Origin of the sequence: Thermosynechococcus sp. QKsg1, assembly GCF_031586415.1 — a bacterium.
Lineage (GTDB): Bacteria > Cyanobacteriota > Cyanobacteriia > Thermosynechococcales > Thermosynechococcaceae > Thermosynechococcus.
Genome location: NZ_CP134200.1, coordinates 2,172,627 through 2,190,108 on the forward strand (window position 1 = coordinate 2,172,627; position 17,482 = coordinate 2,190,108).

Here is a 17,482-nt window from a genome sequence, read left to right on the forward strand (position 1 = left end):
TGAGTATTTTTAGTAGCTTTGTAGAAAATAATTTGACACCCCTCGCAGGGGATCCCTCGGAACAGGGGGCTGCAATCCGCTCAGGGAGAGGCTATATTAAAGATGCGCTTGCTTTCCTTCGCGGAAGTAAAATAAATGAAAATTGGTAAAGTACGCTAAAAATAAGCACAAAAAAAGGTCAGTGTCGTTGCCACCGACCCTTGAATAGATGAAGACGAGTTAAGTTTCTAGGAGTTTATTCCTCATTAACGGGGAACAACGGCAGGCTGCACTTGGATGCCCCATGAACTGAGCGTGCCTACATTACAGCCACCTTGCCGTCCAATCGCCCCAATTTGAATCGTGTGATTCCCCCGCTCCCAATTGCCACCAATGGGCAAAAAGGCTGAACGGTTGGGGCCAAGGAACTCCGTTTCGACCCGCTGTCCCTGACGATTGGTGGTGAAATATTTCACTTCCGAGCAGTGGGTAGCAGGCGCAGTGACTTGGAGGGCATAATCCCAATACGGACTTTCAGAGCGGAAGTTGTAACGCGCCATTTGATCGCAAACTTGGCCACTGCTGTTGCAGTTGACGATAATCGGTGGGTTTGCCTGTGCTGCTGTAGTAGCAACCACAACACCTGAAACCACAATACTGCTTAGGGTGATCAACCGATGGGTGAAGGAGTGGAGAGACATTGGAGGCTCCTATGGAGTGGATACCCCAATTATTGATGGCAATCCTGTCGCCGCCTGAGACCTCAATCACTGATGGGTTGAGAGATTGATCACCGGAAAGTAACTGTTGCTTCCTCGCAGGAAATGGAAAAACTGCTAGGCCATTTCACGCACACGGGGCTGGCCATCCACAATCTCACCAATGAGGATGACATCGGCCACGTTGACAAACAGGCCATTTTCGACAACGCCAGGGATGTTGTTCATCGTTTTCTCTAGTTCGGCGGGGTTAGAAATGTCATCAAATTTGACATCAAGGACAAGGTTGCCTTGATCTGTCACCACTGGGCCATCTTTTTTCACCCCCATGCGCAGTTCAGGCTGCCCCCCAAGAGCTTGCAGGGCACGAGTGACGGGAGCCACGGCAAAGGGTAACACTTCCACGGGCACAGGGAAAGTGGAACCCAATTTCTGCACCAGTTTGCTGCTGTCCACCACGACCAAGAACTGATCCGCAAGGGAGTCAACAATTTTTTCACGGGTATGAGCTGCCCCACCCCCCTTGATCAGGTTTTTGGCGGGATCCACTTCATCGGCACCGTCAATGGCAATGTCTAATTTCTCCACATCATCGAGGGTGACTAGGGGAATGCCATACTTTTTAGCAAGGACAGAGGCCTGAAACGAGGTGGGCACACCAGCGATGTTGCTCAGTTCTCCGTTGCGCAAGCGATCGCCCAAAAATTGGATGACAAAGGCGGTGGTTGACCCAGTGCCCAAGCCGACAATCATTCCAGACTGCACGCGATCGGCAGCAGCTTTGGCAACAGCCTGCTTCATTTGCTTGACTGCATCATCACTCATGGGCGAATTCCCTCATTTTTTCCAAAAGCACCATACCACAGCGGCCGCCCTTTACAGCCCTTTTCAGAGAGTCGGAACCTAGGCCTCAGGCTGCCAGTCCTTGGAAATGAGTTGCAGGTGACGTTGCAAACAACGATAATGCTAGTGATTAAGTGAGGGTATCTCAGGGATGGCGATCGCGCGCGCAAGGAAAAAATGGCAGTGGTTCTCCCTGTTGGGCGCAGCAGCAACCGTTTGGGCACAGACGGGACTGGCGGCTGAACAAATTAGCCTTGTGTATCCGCCCTTTGGCACCTTCAACATCCAAGTGAGTGACCTTGCCAGCTTTGCCAAAACGGGTAATACCAGCCCAGAGCTAGGGTTTTTAATTCGGTTGCTCCCCAATGATCAACAGCCAAACCTGCGGGAGAGCTTAACCACCCGTATGGACCTAGCACCCACAACCGTTAGCCAGTTTGTCAACAGCCCCATCGGTCAAGCCTTTCTGGAGCGTATTGGCCAAGTCATTCGTGCAGATAATGATGTCAATGGTGGCCCAGCCCTTGGGGAAGCCCTGAAAACCGCCGCCAGTTCCCCCGCAGGCATTACCCTACTCTCAGTACTACAGGCCTTTCCCGGCAAGAGTGTTAAAGTCAATGGTGAACTCGGTCTGAAGGCAGTGGGTGCCTTTACCCGTGCCGTGAATCAAGAACAACGGGCGCAAGACTTTATCGAACGCTTGGCGCAACTCCAACCAAGAACGCCACTGCCTGCCAGTAGCCTTAATCCTGCCCAAAAAGGACCCTTCCAGTGGCAAAAGCAAAAAATTGAATTTACTAATCCCAATCGCACCACAGGCTCCATTCCCGCAGATCTCTATGTCCCCACAGGAATTACGGCGCCGGCCCCTCTCATTGTCATTTCCCACGGTTTAGCCTCAGACCGCACGACATTTGCCTACTTAGCAGAGCACTTGGCTAGTTATGGCCTAGCGGTTTTAGCAGTCACTCACCCCGGTTCCGATGCCAGCCGAATTAATAGTTTTCTCTCCGGGGCACCCCTCGACTACGAGAACTTGCCAAAGGATTGGGCACAGCGCCCCCTTGACTTGAAATTGGGGGTAGATGCTGTAGCGGCGTTAGTTCAGAAAAATCCAGCCCTGAAAATTGACACCAATAATGTGGGGCTATTTGGCCACTCCATGGGGGGCTTTACCGTACTGGCAGCGGCTGGGGGTACCGTTGACTGGAATGCAGTGAAACAACGCTGTCTAGCAGCCGCTAGGGATCTCTTTATCTTTAATATCTCAGTGCCCCTGCAATGTCGTAGTCTCGGTCTTGCCGATGGGCCCTCTACACTGGCGGATCCACGGGTCAAGTCTGTGATTGCTGTCAATCCAGTGAGTAGTATTCTCATTGGTGAACGGGGCATGGCCAATATCAAGGTGCCGACGCTGATTATTTCCAGTAGCAAGGATGTCTTTGCGCCCCCGTTAGAGGAGCAGATCTGGCCTTTTACATGGTTGCAGGCGCAGCCCAAGTATCTTGCCATGCTCGTGCCCGGTACCCACTTCTCAGCAGTGGGGGTCAGTGAAGCGGGAGTATTACCGGTTCCCAATGATCTCATTGGCCCGAACCCACAGTTGGCACAGCCCTTCTTTAAGGGGGTAAGCACTGCCTTCTTTGGTGTCTTTAATCAACAAAATGAGCAGTTGCGTCCCTTCTTGAGTCAAACCTTTGTCAATCAGGTGACCCAGCCCACTTTTCAAGCCTATTGGCTGGATCGCATCAATCCCCAGCAGTTGCAGGAGGTGCTCGCGGGGCGCATTGGCACTCAACCACGAAGATAAAGTGCCCCAGAAATCAGTGTGAGGGCGATCGCCCCCCCATAAACAATGAGAATTCCCCCCTGCCAACTGGGTGGTAAGGGAGCGAGAAGTAATGCCACGGCCATAATCTGGCTAACGGTTTTGGCTTTGCCCCAAAGGTTTGCCCCCTGAATTTGAGATTGCTGCACCCGCCAACTGGCAATCCCGAGTTCCCGAAAGAGGATCAACGCCACTGACCATGCGGGCACCTCTCCCCATTCAATGCACAGCAACAGGGGCACCAAGATTAGCAACTTATCCACGAGCGGATCCAGCACTTTGCCCAAATCCGTGACCTGATTAAAACGGCGGGCAATGTAGCCATCCAGCCAATCCGTCAGGGCTGCCACCAAAAATAAACCCACCCCCCACCAGCGATAGACCACTCCATGATTGAAGGAGAGCAAGCCTAGGATCACTGGCACAATCAACAGGCGAGCAAGGGTAATCGTAGTGGCGAGGTTCACAGGCATAGCACTCATGCAAAAGAAAACCCCCTCACGCAGAGGGAGTTCATTATCTTTTATCGCAGTCAGTGCTTAGTACAACTGGAGCGACTTCAACTGCTTATCGAACATGTGGATAGTGTCCACAAAGCGCGCTGTCTTCGACTGGGTGGAAATGACCAGAGATTGGGTACGGGCACCCCCCCTAAAGAAACGCACCCCTTTCATGAGTATACCGGGGGTAATTCCACAGGCAGCAAAGAGAACGGTTTCGCCGGAGGCCAATTCCTCCGCTTCATAGACCTTGTCGGGATCAGTGATGCCGGCTTTTTTGAGTTCTTCGAGGTTGCCTTCGCGGGTGCGATTCGCCCATTCCTTGGTCATGACCACAGCGGGATCATAGACCAGTTGCCCTTGGAAGTGCCCCCCTAAGGCGCGCATGGCAGCAGCAGAAATCACCCCTTCCGGCGCAGCACCAATTCCCATCAGGGCATGAATGTTGGTTCCCGAAAAGGCACAGCAGAGCGCTGCCGAGACATCGCCATCGGAGATCAGTTGGACGCGGGCACCCGCATCGCGAATTTCTTGAATCAAGTCATTGTGGCGATCGCGCTTCATTACCACCACCACTAACTCATCAATGGCGCGGTCAAGGCATTCCGAGAGAATTTTCAGGTTTTCTGTCGCCGAGTTGCGAATGTCCACTTTACCCTTAGCAGCGGGGGGCGCCGCCAATTTCTTCATATAAAAGTCGGGAGCCGCAAACAACCCCCCTTTTTCCGAAATGGCCAGCACAGCCATCGATCCCGGTTGGCCATAGGCGCAGAGATTGGTCCCTTCACAGGGGTCAACGGCAATGTCAATTTCAATGAGTTCTTCGGGGTTACAGTATTGGGCAGCATCGGGACGGGTGCAGATACCCACTTCTTCGCCAATGTAGAGCATGGGGGCTTCATCCCGTTCCCCTTCGCCAATCACAATACGACCGCGCATATGGATTTGATTCATGCGGTTGCGCATGGCATCCACGGCGACCTGATCGGCCATGTGTTTGTCGCCCTTGCCCATCCACCGCGCTGAGGCGATCGCCGCCTGCTCAACAACTTCAATAATCTCTAAGCCAATGACGTTATCCACACAACCCTCCTAACTGCACAAGTTGATCCCGCAGAGGTTTCCTATCTGAGCTTACAGAACTTTGGGATCTAGAAAATAATTTCTCGTTGCAAATTATTTGCTCCTACCGCCAAGGGGTTGTCGGATATCCTTTGGCCGTGGAAAAGACGCTCAAGGACTAGGGGGTAGTCAAAAAGAGCAGTTGCTCTGGGGGCAGATGGTCAAGGTAATAGCCCTCTTGAGCCAGCACGATCAACAGACGCAGGCCACAATCGGGATACAGGTGCAGATCTGCCCAAGGAATGGCCACTTCTAGGCAGATGCCCAAGGCATAGCGGGCATGGCTGGGTCGCTCTTTCCACTGGTAGTTGGCGATCGCCTCCTTGAAGGCAATCTGTTGCTTTTCAAAGTCAATCACCAATTGATGGTGGTACAGGTAGTTGAGGGGGGCTTCGTCGGGGCAATCTCGCAGATCAGAGAGGGGGCTATTGTACGTCACCATGTTGGGGTAGTACCAGCAAAAGTGCAGGGTGCTGATGTCATTCCCAAAGGGCTGTTTCTGGTTCGGAGCATCAAGACGCAGATAGATATTTAGGTGATCCACCCCATACCAGAGGCGACTGATCAGCGTTTGGCGGTGCATCGTCCCGCGGCTGCCACCGATTTGAATCCGGCCAGCAAAGTTCCAGTCCTGCTCATCACCGCGCCCATCAATCTCAGGGTGAATAAAGCCTTGGGGCGGGTAGGTATCCTTGGCTTCGTGGACTTCTAAGGGATCATTGAGAACCTCAGGAATTGGCTCCCCCAATGCTGTGTAGAGCGCCATCAAATGCTCACGGAAAAGCTGATCAAACATGGCATCGTGGTTCGAGGAGTGGCCTTCACCAAACCACCAAAACCAGTCAGAGCCTTCAGCCGCCAAAAGAGCTTGCCATGCTGCCGGATTCTTCGTTTCAGTGGCTTCGGGGTGGCGTTCAAGGGTTTGGCGGGCAGCCCCTAGATAGTCCCAAGCTTTGTTTTTTACCGGATCGCCAATCCATGTACAGAAATTGCCATCAATCCAAGAGCCGCTGTGGAGAGCAGAACCCGAAATCACCGCACGTGGGGGATATTGTTGCAGATACTGCGCCACAGAAACACAGGCAAAGTGCTCGTTCTCGCTCAGGCCTTGGTAAAGCCTTTCTAAGAAGGGCAGGCCGTCGCGGGGATAGTACTCCCAGCAGTTTTCACCATCGAGGGCAATGGTCACAAGCCATGGTTGTGCCAAACTGGATTGGCCAGTCCCTTCATAGGCAATGAGTTGCTGGCGAATACCCTCAAGCTGCTTGAGCAGATCCGCTGCCGCTGCTTCGGGAGCCATGGCACTGTAGGTAAAGCCAATCAAATCCGAGAGGCGGTGATCGCGAAAGACAATGTTGAGATCCCCTTTGGCCGTGGTCAGGCGGTAGGGTTGGTAAAGAACATTGGCCTGTTGGACAACCCCCGCTTCGTTGCGGTGAAAATAGGTTCCCGTTGTCCAGCCCAAGATTGCTTCATCGGAGCAAATCCACTCAAATCCCTGCTCGACAATGGGTTCAAGAATGGCTGGACTTACGGATTGCTCTGACGGCCACAGTCCGCGGGGCGATCGCCCAAAGAATTGTTCATAAAGAACTCGCGCCCGCCGCAAATGCCGAGGAACATCTTCGGGATATTGAAACCGCTGTTGGGGCAGGGCAATGTTGGGAACCGCTACTTTGGCGGCATCGGTATCCACCAAGAGGGGCAAAATCGGGTGGGTATAGGGGGTTGTGGTGACTTCAATTTGACCCGCCTCTTGAAGGGCGCGATGCTGGGGAATGATTTGGCCAAGAATTTCCCGCTGTTTGGCAATGATCCGCTGGCGATCGCTGAGGCTAAAATCCCGCCCTTGGGACAACCATTGGGCAATCTCTGGCTCCTCCCAGTAGAGGGGATCGATCCAAGCTAAATTGTGCCACGCCAACAGATCCCCATAGTCTTGGGGCTGCCAGTGTTGCCAACACCAAGTTTTCCCCTGGGTTTGCCGCTGCTCGTAGAGTTCGCGATAGCGGGGATGGGGGTCAATCATCGTGCGGTGGTGGGCATCAAAGAAATGCTCAATGATAAACCAGCGCTGCTGATCGGTGAGCTGCTCCACCGGGGTCAGTGTGGCTGTCAGATAGGGATCAAGGGCCGTACCGTTGACATAATCCTGAATTTGCAGCAACAGGGAGGGGACAAGGTTGACGGTTTGCTTGAGGCGGGGATATTTGGCGAGGACTAAGATCAGATCTAAGTAGTCCTTCGTGCCGTGGAGCCGTACCCAAGGGAGCAGGTATTGACCGGTGCGACAACTTTTGTAGAGGGGTTGGTGCTGGTGCCAAATGAAGGCAACGTGCAAGGGATAGGCCACAACCAATTTGCCTCCATGACTTAGGACAGACGCTTTCTCCAGTATTTCAGAGGAGTTTGGTGTGGTACCACTTTGTTACACAACATCTCAAACGCCGCAAGAATCTTAATACCCAATCAGGGGGTTCCCTCTCTCGTCCATATCGCCCGATCGGCAGTGGGCTTCCCGTGAATTGGAGAACTGGGGCTAGTGATCAGGCAATCCTGTGGTGCGTTGGGAAGAACAACCTAGTTAGGATAAAAGAGCCATTGGGAAAGGTTTGATGATCCTAGGCAGGAAGCCACAACCATCATCCCTCAGGAAAGCGCCTATCAGGATGAATTGATGGAGGGCGATCGCCAAGGAATGGTCCCCAAAGATTTGGATCGCCTTTGGCAAATTTTGCTGGCTGCTCAAACTAGGTCTTTCATCAAGACTTGCCCTCGGTGCGACGGGCAATTATCTTAGGGGTGACGAGTTTGCAAAGGTCTCAATGAAAGCCCAAGTGTTCCGAGGGGTGAATCAACTCAGCTACGAGGACATTCCCATCCCTGAGATTGCTGCCGATGAAGTGCTAGTGCGGGTCAGGGTGGTTGGGTTGTGCCAATCGGACATCAAAAAAATTCGCTATCCCCTCTATGAGCCGCCTCGTATTTTTGGCCATGAAACGGCGGGTGAAATTGCGGCGGTGGGTGAGGCCGTGACGGGTTGGCAGGTGGGTCAGCGGGTGGTGGTCATGCACCATATTCCCTGTATGCACTGCGCCTACTGCTTGAATGAAAACTATTCAATGTGCCATGTGTATAAAACCGTTACAACCACGGCGGGGTTTATTCCCAGTGGTGGGGGCTTTGCCGAGTATGTGAAAGTACCGGGGCACATTGTGCAGCATGGCGGTCTGATTCCGATTCCCGATGAGATTAGCGATGAAGAAGCCAGCTTCGTTGAACCCACCAACTGTTGTCTGAAGGCAGTCAAGAAGGCGGGCATTACTGCCGGTCAAACAGTGCTGATCACTGGGGCAGGGCCTATTGGCCTGATGTTTATTATGTTGGTGAATCTCTTTGGGGCACGGGCGATCGCCACCGATCTACTGCCCTCCCGAATCGCCAAAGCCAAAGAAGTGGGCGCCGCTGCCGCTTTTGATGCCCGCGATCCCGATCTCAGTGCCAAGGTGCAAGCCCTGACCCATGGCTTGGGGGTGGATGTCAGTCTTTTAGCGGTTCCCAGTGAAAAAGCCTTTTTCCAAGCCCTAGAGTGTACGCGCAAGGGGGGCAAAATTCTCTTCTTTGCCGAGTTTCCCGATGAAGTGGAAATTCCCCTCAATCCCAACATTCTCTATCGCCGTGAGATTGATCTCATGGGCAGCTACAGTTCCTCCTACCGCTTACAGTCGCTTGCCTGCGACATTATCTTTAACCGCCGCATTGATGTCAAAGCCCTGATCAGCGATCGCTATCCCCTATCAAAGCTGACTGAAGCGGTGGAGCAGGCAGTACAGCCGACGCCGGAAACCTATAAAATCCTCATTTATCCAGAATCCTAATGCACGCCCTATCAATTCCCACGTGGATGGTGCATATTTCCAGTGTGCTGGAGTGGATGGCAGCCATTTGGTTTGTGGCACAACTGGATCGCCGCTGTCCGCAGCAGGGATGGCGGTGGTTGGCGTGGGCAATGCTACCAGCGTTGGTGAGTGCCATGTGTGCCTGTACGTGGCATTACTTCGATAATGCAGTGACACTGGCTTGGTTGGTGGATCTGCAAGCGCTGCTCACGTTCATTGGCAACTGTACCCTCTGTGGTGCAGCAGCATGGCTGTGGTGGCGATCGCAAAGCGCACTGTAGCTGCCCTCTTGAAGTAAAGCTTAACAAGATTGATTGAAATTGGCAGTGCTCAAGGACTTCCAGTATCCTGTAATCAGGTTCCCTGCAATAGGGTGTGACAAATGCAACAGTCCAATACTGAACTTTGACGTAGAACAAGGAGGAACGCTTGCCCGTCAGTCTAGCCCTAAACGCCTAAACCTCTGTGGAGGCTGCGATGGAAAGTAGTGCCGAACTCACCGCCTTGTTCGTCATCACCGTTGTCCTAGGCATTGGTGCCCAAGTGACTGCCCATTGGTTACGGCTGCCGAGTATTGTCCTGTTGTTACTGGCGGGTATTCTTTCAGGCCCCAGTGGCTTGGGGCTAGTCCATCCGGAAGTTTTAGGCGAAGGCCTAGAGGTGTTAGTGCCCCTGTGTGTGGCCTTGATTCTCTTTGAGGGGGGCTTGAGCTTAGACCTGAGCCGCGCTGACCAAGATATTACGGGTAGCCTCTGGAAGTTAGTGACGCTGGGGGGATTGGTGACGTTTGTGGCTGGCGCCATGGCTGCCCATTGGATTGGCGAATTTCCGTGGCAACTGGCTTTTCTCTATGCCTCCCTCGTGGTGGTGACCGGGCCTACGGTTGTTGGACCGCTGCTGCGGCAAGTGGGGGTAGAGCACAAGCTAGCGGTCATCCTCGAAGGGGAAGGGGTACTGATTGACCCCATTGGTGCCATTTTGGCGGTGATGGTGCTGAACGTAGTTCTCAATCAAGACCTCGGCATGGGGGCGATCGCCCTCGGGATTATTCAGCGCTTGGCAGTGGGGGTCTTGATTGGTGGTATTGGTGGCTGGTGTCTCAATCGCTTCCTGCACCGCGCTTGGTTTTTGGCGGAAGATTTGCGGAACCTGTTGGTGCTGGCAGTGCTGTGGGGGCTATTTTGGCTCTCGGATCAACTGGTGAGCGAATCCGGCTTGATGATGGCGGTGGTGCTTGGCTTGGTACTGCGCTGGTCGGATGTGCCGGGGGGGCGGCTACTGCGGCGTTTTAAGGGGCAACTGAGTACGCTCTCGATCTCGGTCTTGTTTGTGCTGCTGGCTGCGGATCTCTCGATCGCTGGTCTATTGGAGCTAGGTTGGTCGGGGGTGTTCACGGTGTTGTGCTTAATGTTCCTGATTCGTCCCCTCGGCGTTGTCCTATGTACATGGGGCAGTGATCTCAGTTGGCAACAAAAAGCCTTCCTCAGTTGGATTGCGCCGCGGGGAATTGTTGCGGCTTCAGTGGCTTCGCTATTTTCGATTACCCTCACCAATGCGGGAATTAGTGGGGGGGATGCCATTAAAGGACAAGTGTTCCTGACGATTTTGATGACGGTTTTCGGCCAAGGCCTAACGGCGCGCTGGGTGGCAACCCAACTGAATGTGCGTGCCCAAGGGGCTTCAGGGGTGATGATTGCTGGCTGTACGCCCTTGGGTCGTTTGTTGGCGCGGATCTTGCGCGATCGCGGCGAAGAGGTGGTGATGATTGACACCGATCCTGAGGCCGTTGAACAAGCCCGCCGTGAACACCTACCCGTCTATCTCAGTAGTGCCCTTGACCTGAATATTTTGCAGGAGGCCGGCATTACTCAATTGGGCACCTATCTGGCTGTGACTAGTAATACTGAGGTGAATGCGGTGCTGGCACAGCGCGTCCTCGAAGAATTTCACCCGCCACGGGTCTTGGCCGCCCTTGAGGTAGAGGATTGTCCCCTAGGTCTGAGTCCAGCCTTTGCTCGGCAACTGTCCATCAAAAAATGGAACCAATATATCAACACTGAGGCGGTTCGTTTGGGGGAACTGGTGATTGAGGAGGAGCGATCGCAATTGCAACGCCAGCACCTTGACGCCTTGATCCGCTCTGGGAAAGTGCTTCCCCTGCTTGTGGAACGGCCAGAGGGATTGCGGGTGGTGCGAGCCAATGAAGAGTGGCAAGTGGGCGATCGCCTGATTTACCTGCTCCACAGCCCCAAACCCCATACCCTACCCGCCGCCTTAATTTCGGGCTGGCAAATGAATACCCAAGTAGAATCGGTTCTTGTCCCCAGTGAAACCCCTACGCCCAAGGGAACCTAATCTCCGGCACTGCGTCCATAGGCATCAGCAGAGTCAACGATTGACGTGTTTTCCCAATCAAAATTGCTGAGGGGTATCCAAAACCCTCTCAGATAACTTGAATACCCTCTTACTTGGAGAGATTTGCTATGCAAAGCCTCGCACAGCGCAGCTTGGCTGTTTTGAGCTGCGGTTTAATGAGTTCTGGTACCCTTGCCCTTGTAGCGGCTGTTCCGGTCCAAGCCCAATCCCGTTTTACCGATACCCAAGGCATCTGGGCACAGGCCTGTATTGACCACCTTGCCAGTCGCAACATTATCAGCGGCTATCCCGATGGCACCTTTCGCCCCTTTGCCCCCGTCACTCGGGCTGAATATGCGGCCATGCTGGGGAAGGCGTTTCCCAATGCCCCAGTGGTGCGTACCCCCAGTACGTTTAACGATGTCCCCAGCACATTTTGGGCAGCGAGTGCGATTCAAAATGCCACCCGTACCGGCTTCTTGAGTGGTTACCCCGGCAATGTTTTTCAGCCCAATCAAAATATTCCGCGTGTTCAGGCGATCGTGGCCTTGGCCAGTGGCTTGCAATATCCCACACCGCCTTCTGTGGAGGGGGTCTTAGCCCAGTTCAATGATGCGGCGGCAATTCCCGCCTATGGACGTGCCGGTGTGGCCGCTGCCACCGCTAAACAAGTGGTGGTGAACTATCCCAATGTGCAGTTCTTTGCGCCGAACCAACTGGCTACCCGTGCCGATATTGCGGCTTTCCTTTGTCAAGCAACCCGTGCCCCCGCTGCCCAAGCGCTGGTTCCCAGCCAGTACATTGCTGGTGCAGCCACCGCTTCCCCGTCACCCCTTGCTCTACCCGCCGGTCAGCAAATTCCGGCTCGCTTCCCCGATGCAGAGCGGATTGTCGTCAGTCCCAATGAAACCGTGGCGATTCGCTTGGTGACGGCGGCGGATGTGCGCGATGGCCAAGGGCGGGTTGTCATTCCCCTAGGCAGTGAAGTTTTTGGTCAGATTCAGCCGGCCCAAGGGGGGGCGCAATTTGTCGCCAACACGGTGGTGATCAATAACCGACAGCTGCCGATCGCCGCCAATTCCCAAGTCATTCGTACGATTCGCGATGCCCGTGATCCCAACATTGGCAATATTTTCCGTAATGCGGCCATTGGTTCGGCGGTGGCTGCGGGGATTTCTGGCTTGGCGGGAGACCGCAGGATTACGCCCCTGAAGGTTCTCACAGGAACCCTGACCGGTACAGCCATTGAAACCAACCAAGGACGGCCTGCTACCTCCATTATTCGCGATACGCTGATTGGTGCCGCTTTGGCCACGGGTGCTTCTGCAGTGATTGGCGATCGCAAGATTACGCCCGAAAAAGTGATTACCGGTGCAGCCGCCGGTGCCACCATTGGTGGTGCGATTGATCCAGCCGTGCAGCGACTAGTGGTGATTGATGCCAATACGGATTTGGGCTTGACCCTGACTCAACCCTTTACTGTCTCGCAATAGAGACTAGGCACGCGCTAACCCCAGCGATCGCGCGCAGTCCTCGACAGCCTTGGCCACTGCCGGTGCCACCCGTGGATCAAACACTGAGGGGATAATATAGGCTGAGTGCAGTTCCGAGGGACTGACCAAGGCCGCGATCGCTGCTGCCGCCGCGAGGAACATCTCCTCCGTCATGCGGGGTGCCCGACAAGCAAGGGTACCCTTAAACACCCCCGGAAAAGCGAGCACATTGTTGATTTGATTGGGATAGTCACTGCGGCCAGTGGCCACCACCGCCACATGGTCATAAATGAGTTCGGGTTGGATTTCCGGAACAGGATTGGCCATTGCAAAAACAATCGCTTTTGGGGCCATGCGCTGCACCATTTCCAATGTCAGGACGCCGGGGGCACTCAAGCCAATAAAGACATCGGCACCCTCTAGAGCATCAGCCAGCGTTCCTGTTTCAGCGACGGCAAATTCCTGCTGTGCTGGTGTTTGTGCTTTGTCTTTTGAGAGGATGCCTTGGCGGTTGCAGAGGGTTAGATAGTGGGCGCCGGCTTTGCGCAGGAGCCTGGCCACGGCGATGCCGGCTGCCCCCGCACCGTTAATGACAATGCGCACCGTATCTAAGGATTTAGCCACTAGTTGCAGGGCATTTTTAAGGGCGGCAAGGGTGACAATGGCCGTGCCGTGCTGGTCATCGTGAAACACAGGGATATCCAATTCCGCTTGCAGACGGGCTTCGATTTCAAAGCAGCGGGGGGCGCTAATATCCTCTAGATTGATACCACCAAAGACGGGGGCGATGTGCTTCACGGTGGCAACAATTTCATCCACCTCCTGCGTGCTCAAGCAGATGGGAAAGGCGTCCAGATCGGCAAATTCCTGAAAGAGCATAGCCTTGCCCTCCATCACCGGTAGAGCAGCCTCTGGGCCGATATTGCCCAATCCCAAGACCGCACTGCCATCACTGACAATGGCCACCGTATGGCTTTTAATCGTCAGTTTGTGCACCAATTGAGGATCGTCAGCGATCGCCTGGGACACCCGACCGACGCCCGGTGTATAGGCCATCGCCAGATCGTCGTATTCCTGAAGGGGATGCTTGCTTCTAACGGTGATTTTGCCGCCCTCATGGAGCCGAAAGGTGCGATCGCTCACCTCTAGCACCGTGGCTTGGGTGTCAGATTTCACAGCATTGACAATGGCCGCAGCATGATCGCGGCTGGCAGCCACCACCACCAGTTCCCGTAGGATTTTATTAGCGGTTTTCTCGATCAGGGTGATGGAACCCACTTGCCCCTGTTGCCCACCAATGATCTGGAGAACGGTTCCCAATTCCGTTGGATCTAAGGAAGTCTTCAATCGCAGCGTCAGACTATAGGCAGGCGTCGGGGTCAGCTTAATCATTCAGACTTAACCAAAAGTTAACGGCAAAAGGTACCGTCTGATGATAGCACCTCTGCCTAGCTTCCGGTTTGGGTGGCAATGGGCAGGGACTCGGCTTTGCAGGCGGCCAAAATGGCGCGATCGCTAGCACTAATACGACGCAAACTATAGAAACTGGGTAAATCAATTTCTGCTTGGTAGGGTTCCTCCTCATAGGTGGGTAGAACCGTCACCTGCAACTGGCGATCCCCCACGGTACCCCGAAAACAATCAAAGGAGGAATTGGGCATGTAAAACGCCCCATAGACCTTCTGATCTTTGACTTCAAAGACAATATAGCTATGACCCACCTGTTGGGGTTGGGGCGACTCGCCAAGGAGATACAGGCCATTGACCAATGGAGATTGATTTTGTCGTGCCAAGAGCGGTTGAGCGATCGCCAGCCCATTGGTGAAACCAAGGGTAACAACTCCCAATACAACTGAAAGTGACCAACCCAAACGTGCCAACGAAATCATTCTATTTCCCTACCTGAAACGCGAAGTGGCCTAAACCAGCGTTTTGAAGCGTCAACCGTAGCGAAGGGCGGTGTCGTTACGCTGATACTTTGATCCTGACAGGTGAATAGCCGTTTTTCGTTGGAACTATGCCAGTAGTGGCACAGGCACAAATTGACCCCTAAAGAGGATAGCCCTTGCTAGCGTTCCCATTTAGTCCACTGCCTTGAAGGGAAGGGAGTTTATACCATTATTTGCTGAGCAGTAGAAGATGGCAGATTGTTTGAGTTCGCTGGATGAACAGAGTTCAAGCGACAAGAGGTGATATCTTAACACTACCAATAACTAAAGAACAAAAGAACAACTACTGTTTTTGATTGATAAACTGTCAGAATTCTCATTTAATCCACTTCCCCGAAGAGAAGCAAGAGCACCTTCAACATAGCCTCTCCCAGAGCGGATTGCAACCCCCTGTTCCGAGGGATCCCTTGCGAGGGGGGTGAAATTATTTTCTACAAGGCCACTGAAAATACTCAAATCCTCTCTTAGAGAGACTCCGGTGGATTCCACGAGAGAATGGGCTTGGCGGCAATTTGCTGAATCTGTCGGACGCGGCTCAAACCCTGTGCAAAGGGCTGTAGGTGACATCAAGGGAGGAATTAATTTCTTTTTAACCTTGGTATATTTTGGGGCTGATAGAAAACGTTAATTTTCTTTGCAAGGTGTTGGGGTCTGTAGTCTGGATCGCATGGATAAGGGAAAGCGAGAGGCTATGATGATTGTCAAATTGCTTCTGAGTTCGGGTTATGACACTGTACATCGGCAACCTCTCCTATGAGGCGACAGAAAACGATCTTCGCGAAGTTTTTGAAAAATATGGTGCTATTCGCCGGATTGTGTTGCCGGTGGATCGAGAAACAGGCAAACGGCGTGGCTTTGCTTTTGTTGAACTGGTGGATGAAACTCAGGAGGCCGCTGCCATTGATGATCTCGACGGTGCAACATGGCTAGGACGGGTGCTCAAGGTCAACAAGGCGAAGCCCAAACAAGCGGGGGGGCAGTCAAACCCTGCCTTCTAAGGGCATACTGGTAGGGAAGTGCTGTTCACTCTTCCTGCTATGCCTCGACGTTCGCCATCGCCACCGCGTCCCCGTCCTCAAACTCGTCGTCCCCCACAGCCAGAATCAAAGTCAGCGGTGAATACCCGCACTCTGGCGGTGTTGGGAGGGGTCTTTATTATTGGCGTCGGTGTGGGTGTCACCTTTAGCAAAACGACCACCCTCAATCCTGATAACGTGGCTTCAACGCAGTTTATTGATCAGGCGGCGCCCAATCCCGATATTTGTGTGCAATTTGGCGCGAGCGCGATCGCGGTGGATACGCGGATTTTTGTCACCTTTAACCCCTTCTCGGTCTTTGTTTCCCAACCTGTGATGCAACCGGGCTGTGTGATTCGCGCCAATAACGTCGCCCTCTTAGAACAGCGACAACTCATTACGGGTGAGCAATTGCGCAGTTGTCGGCAACGGCTGAATACCTTTGGCTATGTGGGCAACTTGGAGAGTAACCCGGAAATAAGCTGTGTCTATCAGAGCACAACAGATAAAAACCTCTTCCTCAAACTCTCAGGCTTGGGCAATGGTGCTGCGGGTGAAACCGGTAATTTCTAGGACGCAACAATGAAGGCGATGAAGTGGCCACGGCTGCGCTGGCGTGCAAGTCAGGGTGTACAACGCTTGGGTACAGCCTTTCTCTTGGCGGGTCAGGTGATCTTTTATCTGGTGCGGGGGCGAATTGCGCTGCGCAACTCAATTGAGCAAATGGCTTTGGTGGGGCCTGCCTCCCTTAGTGTTGCCCTGATTACAGCGGCCTTCGTGGGTATGGTGTTTACGATTCAGGTCGCCCGTGAATTTATTACCTTTGGTGCCACCTCTGCGGTGGGTGGCGTACTGGCGATCGCCCTAGCGCGGGAACTAGGGCCAGTACTGACAGCGGTGGTACTCGCCGGGCGAGTTGGCTCTGCCTTTGCGGCTGAAATTGGCACCATGAAAGTCACTGAGCAAATTGACGCCCTCTATATGTTGGGCACGGATCCTGTAGATTATCTGGTGGTGCCACGGTTTATTGCCTGTGTGCTGATGTTGCCCATTCTCAATATCTTGGCACTCGTAACGGGGCTGTGGGGGGGCTTGATGATTGCCGATTATCTCTACGGCATTCCCCGTGGGGTCTATATTGAGTCCATTCAGAACTTTCTGCAAACTTGGGATCTGTGGAGTTCAATTATCAAGTCAGGCATTTTTGGCGGTGTGGTGGCCATCATTGGCTGCAATTGGGGCATTACAACCACAGGGGGCGCCAAGGGGGTCGGTCAATCCACTACGGCGGCTGTGGTGATCTCGCTATTGGCAATCTTTATTCTCAACTTTTTCCTGTCTTGGGCCCTCTTTGGCGGCAGCAGTAGCCTCGTACCCACGTTTTAGAGGGCTAGTCTGTGGAACTGCGGGTGGGGGAAGGCTGGCGGGTGGGCTGGCGCAATGATCAATTCTATGCCGCTCTGGTGGGCGCTGAGGATTGGGCCACGGAACTCACCGCAGTAGAATTCAAGGCATTTGTGGATTTATTTTGCCAACTTCACGGGCAGCTTCAGGCGATCGCCCCCGAATTGATGGCAGAGGAAATGATTACCCTCAGTGGCAGCAACGATGCTGTGCATTTGGAATTGGAGGGCTATCCCCATGCCTATAGCCTGCATCTAATTGTGTTGGGCGATCGCCGAGTTGAGGGGACATGGCCTGCTCCTGTGCCCCCAGACTTTCTCCTTGCCTGCTGTGAGTTGCAGCACAGGATTGCGGAGGGGCAAAGTTTAGAATAGA

The 17,482-nt window shown here is 53.6% G+C and carries 16 protein-coding genes; 9 read left to right on the top strand and 7 right to left on the bottom strand.

Translation table 11 applies throughout. The features are described from left to right. Positions 1-245: 245 nt before the first annotated feature. Both RHP47_RS10680 and rpiA read right to left on the bottom strand, forming a co-directional pair. Positions 246-680 carry a hypothetical protein gene (locus RHP47_RS10680; RefSeq protein ID WP_149820722.1) on the bottom strand — a complete coding sequence of 145 codons (435 nt, stop codon included), beginning with the start codon at positions 678-680 and terminating at the stop codon, positions 246-248. 135 nt (positions 681-815) lie between these two features. Next, entirely contained in the window at positions 816-1,523 is a 708-nt protein-coding gene (gene rpiA, locus RHP47_RS10685; protein WP_286668708.1) for a ribose-5-phosphate isomerase RpiA, read from the bottom strand. A gap of 169 nt (positions 1,524-1,692) precedes the next feature. Between rpiA and RHP47_RS10690 the strand changes: the two genes are divergently transcribed. Continuing rightward, positions 1,693-3,351 (top strand): alpha/beta hydrolase, encoded by a 1,659-nt coding sequence (locus RHP47_RS10690; RefSeq protein WP_302679472.1) that lies wholly within the window; start codon positions 1,693-1,695, stop codon positions 3,349-3,351. Here the strand turns inward: RHP47_RS10690 and pgsA are convergent. The 3 genes from pgsA to RHP47_RS10705 form a co-directional block, all read right to left on the bottom strand. After that, on the bottom strand, positions 3,336-3,842 hold the full coding sequence (gene pgsA, locus RHP47_RS10695; protein WP_149821806.1) for a CDP-diacylglycerol--glycerol-3-phosphate 3-phosphatidyltransferase: 507 nt from the start codon (positions 3,840-3,842) through the stop codon (positions 3,336-3,338). The two genes, RHP47_RS10690 and pgsA, sit on opposite strands and share 16 nt — an antisense overlap. Before the next feature lie 66 nt (positions 3,843-3,908). Then, entirely contained in the window at positions 3,909-4,952 is a 1,044-nt protein-coding gene (gene glpX / locus RHP47_RS10700) for a class II fructose-bisphosphatase (RefSeq protein WP_149820730.1), read from the bottom strand. Between the two features lie 157 nt (positions 4,953-5,109). Then, complete coding sequence (locus tag RHP47_RS10705; RefSeq protein ID WP_310840455.1) at positions 5,110-7,344, bottom strand: glycoside hydrolase; 2,235 nt, start codon at positions 7,342-7,344, stop codon at positions 5,110-5,112. A 472-nt stretch (positions 7,345-7,816) separates the two neighbouring features. Here RHP47_RS10705 and RHP47_RS10710 point away from each other — a divergent pair, with 472 nt between their 5' ends. From RHP47_RS10710 to RHP47_RS10725, 4 genes are all read left to right on the top strand, one after another. Then, entirely contained in the window at positions 7,817-8,869 is a 1,053-nt protein-coding gene (locus RHP47_RS10710) for a zinc-dependent dehydrogenase (protein WP_310840457.1), read from the top strand. Next, positions 8,869-9,171 carry a DUF2499 domain-containing protein gene (locus RHP47_RS10715; protein ID WP_149820737.1) on the top strand — a complete coding sequence of 101 codons (303 nt, stop codon included), beginning with the start codon at positions 8,869-8,871 and terminating at the stop codon, positions 9,169-9,171. The genes RHP47_RS10710 and RHP47_RS10715 overlap by 1 nt, the downstream gene beginning before the upstream one ends. A gap of 196 nt (positions 9,172-9,367) precedes the next feature. After that, positions 9,368-11,245: a cation:proton antiporter gene (locus RHP47_RS10720; RefSeq protein ID WP_310840460.1), complete on the top strand. Its 1,878-nt coding sequence runs from the start codon at positions 9,368-9,370 to the stop codon at positions 11,243-11,245. 128 nt (positions 11,246-11,373) lie between these two features. Next, positions 11,374-12,738, top strand: a complete 1,365-nt coding sequence (locus RHP47_RS10725; RefSeq protein WP_149820741.1) for an S-layer homology domain-containing protein — start codon at positions 11,374-11,376, stop codon at positions 12,736-12,738. Between the two features lie 3 nt (positions 12,739-12,741). Here RHP47_RS10725 and RHP47_RS10730 read toward each other — a convergent pair whose 3' ends face one another. Together RHP47_RS10730 and RHP47_RS10735 are read right to left on the bottom strand one after the other, a co-directional pair. Then, a complete protein-coding gene (locus tag RHP47_RS10730; protein ID WP_310840461.1) occupies positions 12,742-14,130 on the bottom strand; it encodes an NAD-dependent malic enzyme in 1,389 nt (462 codons plus the stop codon). A gap of 56 nt (positions 14,131-14,186) precedes the next feature. Next, the gene (locus RHP47_RS10735) at positions 14,187-14,627 is read right to left on the bottom strand and encodes a hypothetical protein (RefSeq protein WP_149820745.1); all 441 of its coding nucleotides are present in this window, start codon (positions 14,625-14,627) and stop codon (positions 14,187-14,189) included. 785 nt (positions 14,628-15,412) lie between these two features. Here RHP47_RS10735 and RHP47_RS10740 point away from each other — a divergent pair. The 4 genes from RHP47_RS10740 to RHP47_RS10755 are packed head-to-tail and all read left to right on the top strand — an operon-like array spanning position 15,413 to position 17,481. After that, complete coding sequence (locus RHP47_RS10740) at positions 15,413-15,685, top strand: RNA-binding protein (RefSeq protein ID WP_149820749.1); 273 nt, start codon at positions 15,413-15,415, stop codon at positions 15,683-15,685. A gap of 39 nt (positions 15,686-15,724) precedes the next feature. Beyond that, a complete protein-coding gene (locus RHP47_RS10745; RefSeq protein WP_190278074.1) occupies positions 15,725-16,276 on the top strand; it encodes a DUF3172 domain-containing protein in 552 nt (183 codons plus the stop codon). A gap of 18 nt (positions 16,277-16,294) precedes the next feature. Further along, positions 16,295-17,089: an MlaE family lipid ABC transporter permease subunit gene (locus RHP47_RS10750; protein WP_399363245.1), complete on the top strand. Its 795-nt coding sequence runs from the start codon at positions 16,295-16,297 to the stop codon at positions 17,087-17,089. Positions 17,090-17,100: 11 nt separating this feature from the next. Further along, the gene (locus tag RHP47_RS10755) at positions 17,101-17,481 is read left to right on the top strand and encodes a DUF1818 family protein (protein WP_149820755.1); all 381 of its coding nucleotides are present in this window, start codon (positions 17,101-17,103) and stop codon (positions 17,479-17,481) included. Position 17,482 lies beyond the last annotated feature (1 nt).